The sequence below is a fragment of the Argonema galeatum A003/A1 genome (assembly GCF_023333595.1).
GTDB lineage: Bacteria > Cyanobacteriota > Cyanobacteriia > Cyanobacteriales > Aerosakkonemataceae > Argonema > Argonema galeatum.
Genome location: NZ_JAIQZM010000004.1, coordinates 249706 through 257229, shown reverse-complemented (window position 1 = coordinate 257229; position 7524 = coordinate 249706). Strand labels below are relative to the sequence as shown.

Genomic DNA, 7524 nt, shown 5'->3' with positions numbered 1-7524 from the left:
GGTGAGAACTGGGAAAAAGGTTTTCTTTCACGAAGACCTGAATCTTAAGGGTTTAACTAAGCGAAATCAAGTCAAGCCATCTGATGATGGAACCTATCTTCCCAATGGTCAATCAGCTAAGTCTGGATTGAATAAATCTTGGTCTGATGCTGCTTTTGGAAATTTCTTCAAGACACTGGACTACATAGCATCAATTGCTGGAGCAGTTGTCATTTCTAAGAATCCTGCTTATACTTCAATGGTTCTGGCTTATCGGAATGAAATTGTTTTTACCGATTGCAGTATCAGAGACTATTGGGATGAGCTAAACGCTTTGATGGTTAATCGTGACATTAATGCTGCGATTAACTTAAAAAGACTTGGGTTGGGCATTTTCCCAAGTATAAAACGCCGTAATGGGAAACTATCTATAGTTGGTTCTATGGATGATGCGTACCAGAAGGAAATCTTGCATACCCTTCATCGGGCTGCGAGAAGCCTACACCATACCTGAAAGGTTGGTGTAGGAGTATGTCACCTGTCAAGGATTTAATTCATCTTTTTCTGGAAATGGGGATGCTCCTTTACGTCAAGCTTATGACAGTGTAGCTAACCCGTTTCGACCTGCTTGTAATTTTCAAGTCACAAGTTCTGCATCGGACAGTCCTCCTGTTAGTGAACGTAACCGTAATATAGCAGCTATTCCTTTATTTCAAAAGCCTTTCTCTGGCAATTTTCCTACAGGCAATCCCTTCGATCACGATGTTCCTCAACAGTTTAGGGACAACAATGGTTATGTAGTTAATTGGCGAGGCGATCGCAAAAGATCTGGAATTATAGGCGCATCCATAGATGGTCATGAAGGTTATGACTGGCTAATGCCAGAAGGAACTCCTCTTTTAGCAGTTGCTCCTGGTGTAGTTTCCTTTGCGGGAGAGGGTCAGCCTTTTAGGTGTCCACCTTTAGGAAATCGAACTGTAACAGGTTTGTATTTATATATTATTCATACGGCTCCCAACGGTGAGCGTTTTCAGAGCGAATACGTACACTTGAGTAGGATCGGCGTTCAAAATGGGCAACCCGTGCGATCGGGCCAACAAATTGGTCTTTCTGGTAATACTGGCTGTAGCACTGCGCCTCATTTGCACTTTGGGGTTCGTCGTTTAACAAATACAAATAACGGTCAACCAACTTTAATCGATCCTTATGGTTGGTCAGGTAATAATCCCGATCCTTGGTCGCAGAATCCCAACGGTGCTAATAGCGTTATGCTTTGGAAAAAAGGACAAGCACCGCGTATATTTAGCCCTTAATCAATTTTTATAGCTGTGTAATATCAAAGTAAAGATAAAATTTAACTACAATACCTGGAGGTGGAGCATGAAGCAAGTGGCAGTGAGTGAATTACAAGAGAAAGCAACAGTTTACTTAACTGGTAGCGAACAACTAGCGATCGAGCATAATGGCGAAGTAGTAGGATTTTATTACCCTAAGAAGCGGACGAAGCAGGAAGAAGTCGATCGCGCCGTTAAGCAATTGAGCGAGACTGTACAACAGATACTCGCTGAAACAGGCATGACTGAGGATGAGTTAGCTGACCTTTTTGATACAAGTAAGCCTTTTCCCTATGATACTGATAGTTGACGCTAATATCCTGATTGGGGAACTGCTGCGGCAAAGAGGACAGGAATTAATCCAAAATCCTGCACTAATGCTTCATGTTACGGAGCGAGTTTTGGATGAAACTCAATATGAGATAGAACGACGAATCCCGCTAATGGTAAGTCGGGGTAGACTTACTGAGGCAGAAGCACGACTTTTACTTGCTCAAGCAAAACATCCGGTTGAAACTAAGATCGAGGTCGTTTCTGAGTCGAACTACATCAACCTAGAAACAGAAGCTAGAAATCGCATTCCTAGAGATCCTGATGATTGGCCTACAGTAGCTTTAGCATTGGCAATGAATGCAGCAATTTGGACTCAAGATTGCGATTTTTTAGGGTGTGGCTGTCCTACTTGGACTACAGAAACTTTACTTATACAGTTGAGAACAACTTCAGAGGATAATTAAGGTGTAAGTTGGGTTTCGTTATTATTCAACCCAACCTACAATGAGGTATGCGGTTATTTGTTAATCACAACGATCGGTAAATAAACCATCATTTCTTTTCCGTCTTTTGTATCCTTAATTTTGGCTGGTCGATATGCCACTGTCGGCCCATTGTACATATACATGGTCGGCTCATTTAGTTCGGAGACAAATTCATATCGTCCATCTGGACTTTTTTCTGTCCGCATCATGGTAGGCGCTCCACTTCTGGGAGAATTTATGACGATCGGCATACTATTCATGACCCTATACATTTCAGACAACGCCGATTTTGGTAACATTCCTACTGACAAGATTGCCAGTCCAGCGCCCAGAAAAAGGGTTTTGATTGTACGTTGAATCTTCATATTTTGGGTTTTTGCCTTAAACGTCAATAAGATTGAGGTATTGTCCTAGAAAGACGTGATGGGAGAGGCGCAGGTTCCCCTACGCGATCGCAAACTAAAATTTCAGTGGACACAAGCGAGAGAAAACTACAGTGAGTTTAAAGCTTTATATCCTCCGCCACGGACAAACAGGTTTCAGTCGGGAAAATTCCTTCTGCGGTTCCATAGACCCAGAATTAACCCCAGAGGGTCTTGACATGGCAAAGGCTTTTGCAGCTACCTATCGTTCTCTACCTTGGAATGCCATTTATTGTAGTCCGATGGGACGAACCAAGGCGACGGCGCAACCCCTGTGCGACGCCATCGGAATGTCCATGCAATTGCGAGATGGATTGAAAGAAATCAACTATGGCAAGTGGGAAGGTTTATCACCAGAAACGGTCGATCGGGAATACCACGATGACTACATTCGCTGGACAGCAGATCCCGCTTGGTATCCGCCGACAGAGGGAGAACCAGCTGTTGCGATCGCGCATCGTTCTTTAGAAGTAATTGAAGAAATCAAGCTGCGATACAGCACGGGCAACGTTTTGATTGTCTCCCACAAAGCCACCATCCGCATTATTCTGTGTAGCTTGCTGGGAATTGATGTGGGGCGCTTCCGCTATCGCATTGGATGTCCCGTTGCTTCGGTCAGCATTGTGGAATTTGGCTCTCACGGGCCATTACTTCACGCATTAGCCGATCGCACCCATCTGGATGAGCATTTGCGTAACTTAGCCGGAACTTAAGGGAAGCCCTGACTGCCAATTTGCCGATCGTTTTAGACTTTGCGGGGGTCTAACGGGGCGACAATAATCTGTCAACCCCTTACTGCGTGAGGAGTTGACAGATTATTGTCAAAAAAATAGGACTTACGTTTTTCTCCCCCTTGCCCCCCAAATCTGGGGGGCGAAGAGTCCTGTTCCCCCCAGATTTGGGGGGTTAGGGGGCAAAACCAAGGTTTTTGCGTAAGTCCTGAAAAAGATAGGTCTGCTATGTATCCTCAAATTCATCTGCGTTTATCCGCGTTTATCTGCTTTAATCTGCGGTAAAAAATCCCAAATGTGGAACTTTTGCCAGCAGTCTAATCTGCCTCTAACCAAGCTGACAAATCATCCAGACTGCTAAAATCCAATAACGCCTCACTTAAATTTTCCAGCACAGATAGCGGTAGGTGGGAGATGCGCCCTCTGAGATCATCAGATAACTCTCCAAAGCGGCGCGACAAAAGACGGAAAACCAGATTAGCAGCTTCTTGCTGTTGTCCTTCTTGGCGACCTTCTTGTCGTCCTTCTTGCCGTCCTTCTTCTTTAGCTTCGCGATATACTCTGGTTTCCTCTAATCGCATTCCCAGCATTGCTTCTACCTCCCGCCGACTTAAATTAGTAAACTTGTAGACCAAAATGGTGGCGATCGTATCTATTATGGCGCGACTTGCTTCTGGTTCGGTGACTTCTTGTTGTGCGCGTGCTAATAAATATCGTGCTTCCTCTGGTGCTTGTTCTTCTTCTACGATTGTCAGCACCATCAAGGCTATCCCTAACGGTAACTGTCGAATCTCTCCCAGTTCGTTCAGGTACACCCGATGCACTTGGTCACAGTTTAGCAGCGATCGGTAGGGATGAGCATCACTCTGTTCGATACTGCGTGTCGGATAAATTACTACAGCTTGCCAGTCAGAATAACGCTCTCGATTGCGGTAAAAATATAGAAATGCTTCACCGAACAAGCGTTCGTATAACCGTTCATCCTTCTGAAATTGTACCTCGCAGAAGTAGATTATGCCTGCATTCCCGGTATCTGGCGGCAGAAATACGCCATCAATCTCAAATTTCGGTTCTTTGACTGCTACTGAGTCAAAGCGGTATCCGCTTGCATTCGCAGGTGGAGTTGTGAGTAAGTCGAACAATAGGGTGGGGGATTGCTGGAAAAGTTTGTAAAATATTGAGTCTCGCCGCATGGAAAGGTTGTCGCGGATGGATCGAGATTAATTTTCTCATAGTTAAAACTGAAATGAGTTTCCATTCAACTAATTTCCCTAGCGAGTAGGGAGTCAAATAAATACGCTAGTAACTACTTCCCTTTTTAGTTTCCATTCAACTAATTTCCCTAGCGAGTAGGGAGACCTCCCCATTAAAACCTATATCCCGCCTGAAGTCCAGAAGCCGATCGCGAGGGATAGAAAAATTAACCTCTCTCTCCACCCAAAACACAGCCGCCAAAACGCTCAAACCCTTACACTGATTATCCAACCAGAAGCAGAATAGGATATTCAGGATGCTTTTGAGTGGTACGAATCTAAAAATCCTGGTTTGGGTTCTGAGTTTGTCCGTGCAGTTGATGCTTGTCTGTCTGGAATTGGATGAAAACCCCTTGCTTACCAAGTCATCCGCAAACAGGTAAGAAGAATATTAATCCGTCGATTCCCATACATAATTCTCTACGTTTTTGACCAAGATACGGTTTTTGTACTTGCTTGCTTCCATACAAAACGCGCTCCAAAACAGTGGTTGGATAGAATTTAGTACACTAAAGGGACAAGGTTTTCAATCTCCCAGGTTCCCTCTATAAAAATCTGCTACACCATATCTGTAATCAGATATGGTGTAGCAGATTCCCAAAGACCTTAATCTCCCAGACAGATACTCAATCCTCGCGCAGTTTTGACCAGAGTACCGTTGAGGTCTACAGCTCGGTATTGAGCGATCGCATCCGCGATCGGCACGCTTACTACTTGGCGATTTTGCCAGCTTACCATTTGGTCGTACTTATCCTCCGCAATCAGATCCACTGCCGCCACCCCAAAAGCAGAAGCAGTCAATCTATCCAGCGGCGAAGGCGTTCCCCCTCGTTGGATGTGTCCCAAAACCGTGACTCGCGTTTCCGCACCGCTACAGTCACAGATTTTGTCAGACAAATATTGACCGATACCACCCAATCGAGATTGCCCCAAGCGATTGGTACTCATCACAGGCTCGCCTTCTTCCGTGCGAACTGCTTCTGAGACAACTATCAAAGAGTAATTCTTACCTTGATTTTGGCGATCGTAGATTTTTTGGCAGACATTGGCAATTGTATAAGGGATTTCAGGAATCAGAATGACATCCGCACCCCCAGCAATCCCAGCGCTAATGGCGATGTGTCCCGCATCGCGACCCATCACTTCCAGGATCATCACCCGACTGTGACTAGCAGCGGTAAAATGCAATCGATCCAGCGCTTCCGTGGCAATATTGACCGCCGTATCAAAACCGATCGAATGCTCAGTGCTGCCTAAGTCATTATCAATAGTTTTGGGTATAGCAACAAGGTTGAGGTTGCCTTGCAGCGCCAGTCGTCTTAGAATAGCCAGACTGCCATCACCGCCAATGCCGATTATCGCGTCCAAACCAAGCTCGCGGTAGCCAGCGATAATATCTTCAGAGCGATCGGGCACAGTTCCATCCGGCATCGGGAAAGCAAAAGGGTCTCCCTTGTTCGTCGTCCCCAATACCGTACCGCCTTTCGTTAGCAATCCATCCACTTTATCGAAGTCAAGCGGCATAAATTGAGGAGGACTGCTCATTAACCCTTGCGTAGCTTGACGAATTCCCAGAACTTCCCAGTTATAGGTATCGACAGCACGGCATACAACAGCCCGAATTACCGCATTTAAGCCAGCACAGTCGCCACCACTGGTCAAAATTCCAATCCGTTTGAATTCTCCCATAAGACCTTTCGTAAATAGAGCATTCAATTAGTCAAGCAGTTAATCATACGCAAGTGCGATCGCTTAATCATTTTATAGGTATCAGCCCTAATCTCAGACTTGTAGCCCACAACGAGTATAGTACGATCCCGTTTTTCATCCCAAATCCCAAATCTAAAATCTAAAATCTTATGATTCCCGACATTTCTACCATACCTCTAGTACAGCTTGCGTCTGGCGATCGCCTCCACCTCCAAGTATACAAGTTCATTGGTGCTAACCCAGGTAAAAAAGCGTACATTCAAGCCAACTTACATGGAGCCGAAATTGTTGGCAATGCCGTTATTCATCAGCTTATTGAATTCTTGATGACTGTGGATAACACAGACATCGCTGGTCAAATTTGGCTCGTACCTGTCTGTAACCCACTTAGCACCAATCAGCGATCGCATTATTTTTCTACAGGCAGATATAACATCTACGACGGCAAAGACTGGAACCGCATATTTTGGGACTACGAAAAAGAATGTGAAGATTTAGAAACATTTGTTAAATCTCAATTAGATCTTGACCAAACTACTATCAGACAAAACTACCTAAAAAAGATAAAACTAAGCTTTGAAAAGCTATTAGAAAAAATCAACTCTCCCAGTAGCGTTCCCTTAGATGAACTATATCGATATCATCTGCAATCCTCATGCCTAGACGCAGACTATGTTATAGACATACACAGTTCTAGCAATCAAGGTATAGACTACATTTACGGCTTCCGGGGAAGAGAAGAAAGTGCCAAAGCTTTTCTACTTGATTATGGAATTTTAATAGACAAATGCGATGGAATTACTTTCGATGAAGCTTTCCTGAAGTCTTGGTTAGCACTAGAAGATAGTTTAGCAGAACACGGAAAACCAATCAGCTTTGATATAGAATCTTGGACGCTAGAACTCGGTTCTGGAATGCAAATGAATCCAGAGTCAGTTGCCAAAGGCGTCTTGGGCATTAAAAATTACTTAGCACAGAAAAGTTTATTATCCATTCCTGGCTTTCCCCTAGCTGAAACTGGATCGCATCAAATAACTTTCACAAACAAAAATCAGATGAAGAAATATTATGCCCCAGCGGGAGGTATGATTCAATCTAGACTAGATTTAGGGACTTTTGTCAATAGTGGAGAAAGACTTTATCAAATTCTCAGCTTCAATAAAAAAGGTGAATTACCAACTTTAATCGATGTGAATGCCGAACAAAGTGGGTTAGTTTTTGACCTATCCACAAATCACTGTGTTAACCAAGCAGAGTATGTATTAACTATCTTAGAATTAGAGACTCAAAAAACTTGAAAATTATTTTAGGTACGTTGTTGCGCTTTAGCGCTCTTA

8 protein-coding genes and 1 pseudogene are annotated in these 7524 nt (G+C 44.0%); 6 read left to right on the top strand and 3 right to left on the bottom strand.

The window, feature by feature from the left end; all coding sequences use genetic code 11:
* From LAY41_RS07270 to LAY41_RS07255, 4 genes and pseudogenes are all read left to right on the top strand, one after another.
* Nucleotides 1-493 (top strand): annotated as a pseudogene (locus LAY41_RS07270) (RNA-guided endonuclease TnpB family protein); the annotation flags it as partial.
* Nucleotides 494-671: 178 nt separating this feature from the next.
* Nucleotides 672-1292 (top strand): M23 family metallopeptidase, encoded by a 621-nt coding sequence (locus tag LAY41_RS07265; protein WP_338022953.1) that lies wholly within the window; start codon nt 672-674, stop codon nt 1290-1292.
* A gap of 67 nt (nt 1293-1359) precedes the next feature.
* Nucleotides 1360-1623, top strand: a complete 264-nt coding sequence (locus tag LAY41_RS07260) for a hypothetical protein (RefSeq protein ID WP_249095792.1) — start codon at nt 1360-1362, stop codon at nt 1621-1623.
* Complete coding sequence (locus LAY41_RS07255; protein ID WP_249095790.1) at nt 1607-2050, top strand: PIN domain-containing protein; 444 nt, start codon at nt 1607-1609, stop codon at nt 2048-2050. The genes LAY41_RS07260 and LAY41_RS07255 overlap by 17 nt, the downstream gene beginning before the upstream one ends.
* 53 nt (nt 2051-2103) lie before the next feature.
* Here the strand turns inward: LAY41_RS07255 and LAY41_RS07250 are convergent, their stop codons facing one another.
* On the bottom strand, nt 2104-2436 hold the full coding sequence (locus tag LAY41_RS07250; RefSeq protein WP_249095789.1) for a hypothetical protein: 333 nt from the start codon (nt 2434-2436) through the stop codon (nt 2104-2106).
* A gap of 131 nt (nt 2437-2567) precedes the next feature.
* On the opposite strand from LAY41_RS07250, the gene LAY41_RS07245 reads away from it, so the two are divergent.
* The gene (locus LAY41_RS07245) at nt 2568-3206 is read left to right on the top strand and encodes a histidine phosphatase family protein (protein WP_249095787.1); all 639 of its coding nucleotides are present in this window, start codon (nt 2568-2570) and stop codon (nt 3204-3206) included.
* 335 nt (nt 3207-3541) lie between these two features.
* Here LAY41_RS07245 and LAY41_RS07240 read toward each other — a convergent pair whose 3' ends face one another.
* Complete coding sequence (locus tag LAY41_RS07240; RefSeq protein ID WP_249095785.1) at nt 3542-4417, bottom strand: Rpn family recombination-promoting nuclease/putative transposase; 876 nt, start codon at nt 4415-4417, stop codon at nt 3542-3544.
* A gap of 666 nt (nt 4418-5083) precedes the next feature.
* Entirely contained in the window at nt 5084-6166 is a 1083-nt protein-coding gene (locus tag LAY41_RS07235) for an ATP-dependent 6-phosphofructokinase (protein ID WP_249095783.1), read from the bottom strand.
* Between the two features lie 170 nt (nt 6167-6336).
* Here LAY41_RS07235 and LAY41_RS07230 point away from each other — a divergent pair, with 170 nt between their 5' ends.
* Nucleotides 6337-7485, top strand: a complete 1149-nt coding sequence (locus tag LAY41_RS07230) for a succinylglutamate desuccinylase/aspartoacylase family protein (protein ID WP_249095780.1) — start codon at nt 6337-6339, stop codon at nt 7483-7485.
* Nucleotides 7486-7524: the final 39 nt, after the last annotated feature.

Coding starts and splice junctions, on each gene's coding strand:
- LAY41_RS07260 (WP_249095792.1), top strand. CDS start 1,360: ATGAAGCAAGTGGCAGTGAGTGAATTACAAGAGAAAGCAACAGTTTAC.
- LAY41_RS07255 (WP_249095790.1), top strand. CDS start 1,607: ATGATACTGATAGTTGACGCTAATATCCTGATTGGGGAACTGCTGCGG.
- LAY41_RS07250 (WP_249095789.1), bottom strand. CDS start 2,436: ATGAAGATTCAACGTACAATCAAAACCCTTTTTCTGGGCGCTGGACTG.
- LAY41_RS07240 (WP_249095785.1), bottom strand. CDS start 4,417: ATGCGGCGAGACTCAATATTTTACAAACTTTTCCAGCAATCCCCCACC.
- LAY41_RS07235 (WP_249095783.1), bottom strand. CDS start 6,166: ATGGGAGAATTCAAACGGATTGGAATTTTGACCAGTGGTGGCGACTGT.
- LAY41_RS07230 (WP_249095780.1), top strand. CDS start 6,337: ATGATTCCCGACATTTCTACCATACCTCTAGTACAGCTTGCGTCTGGC.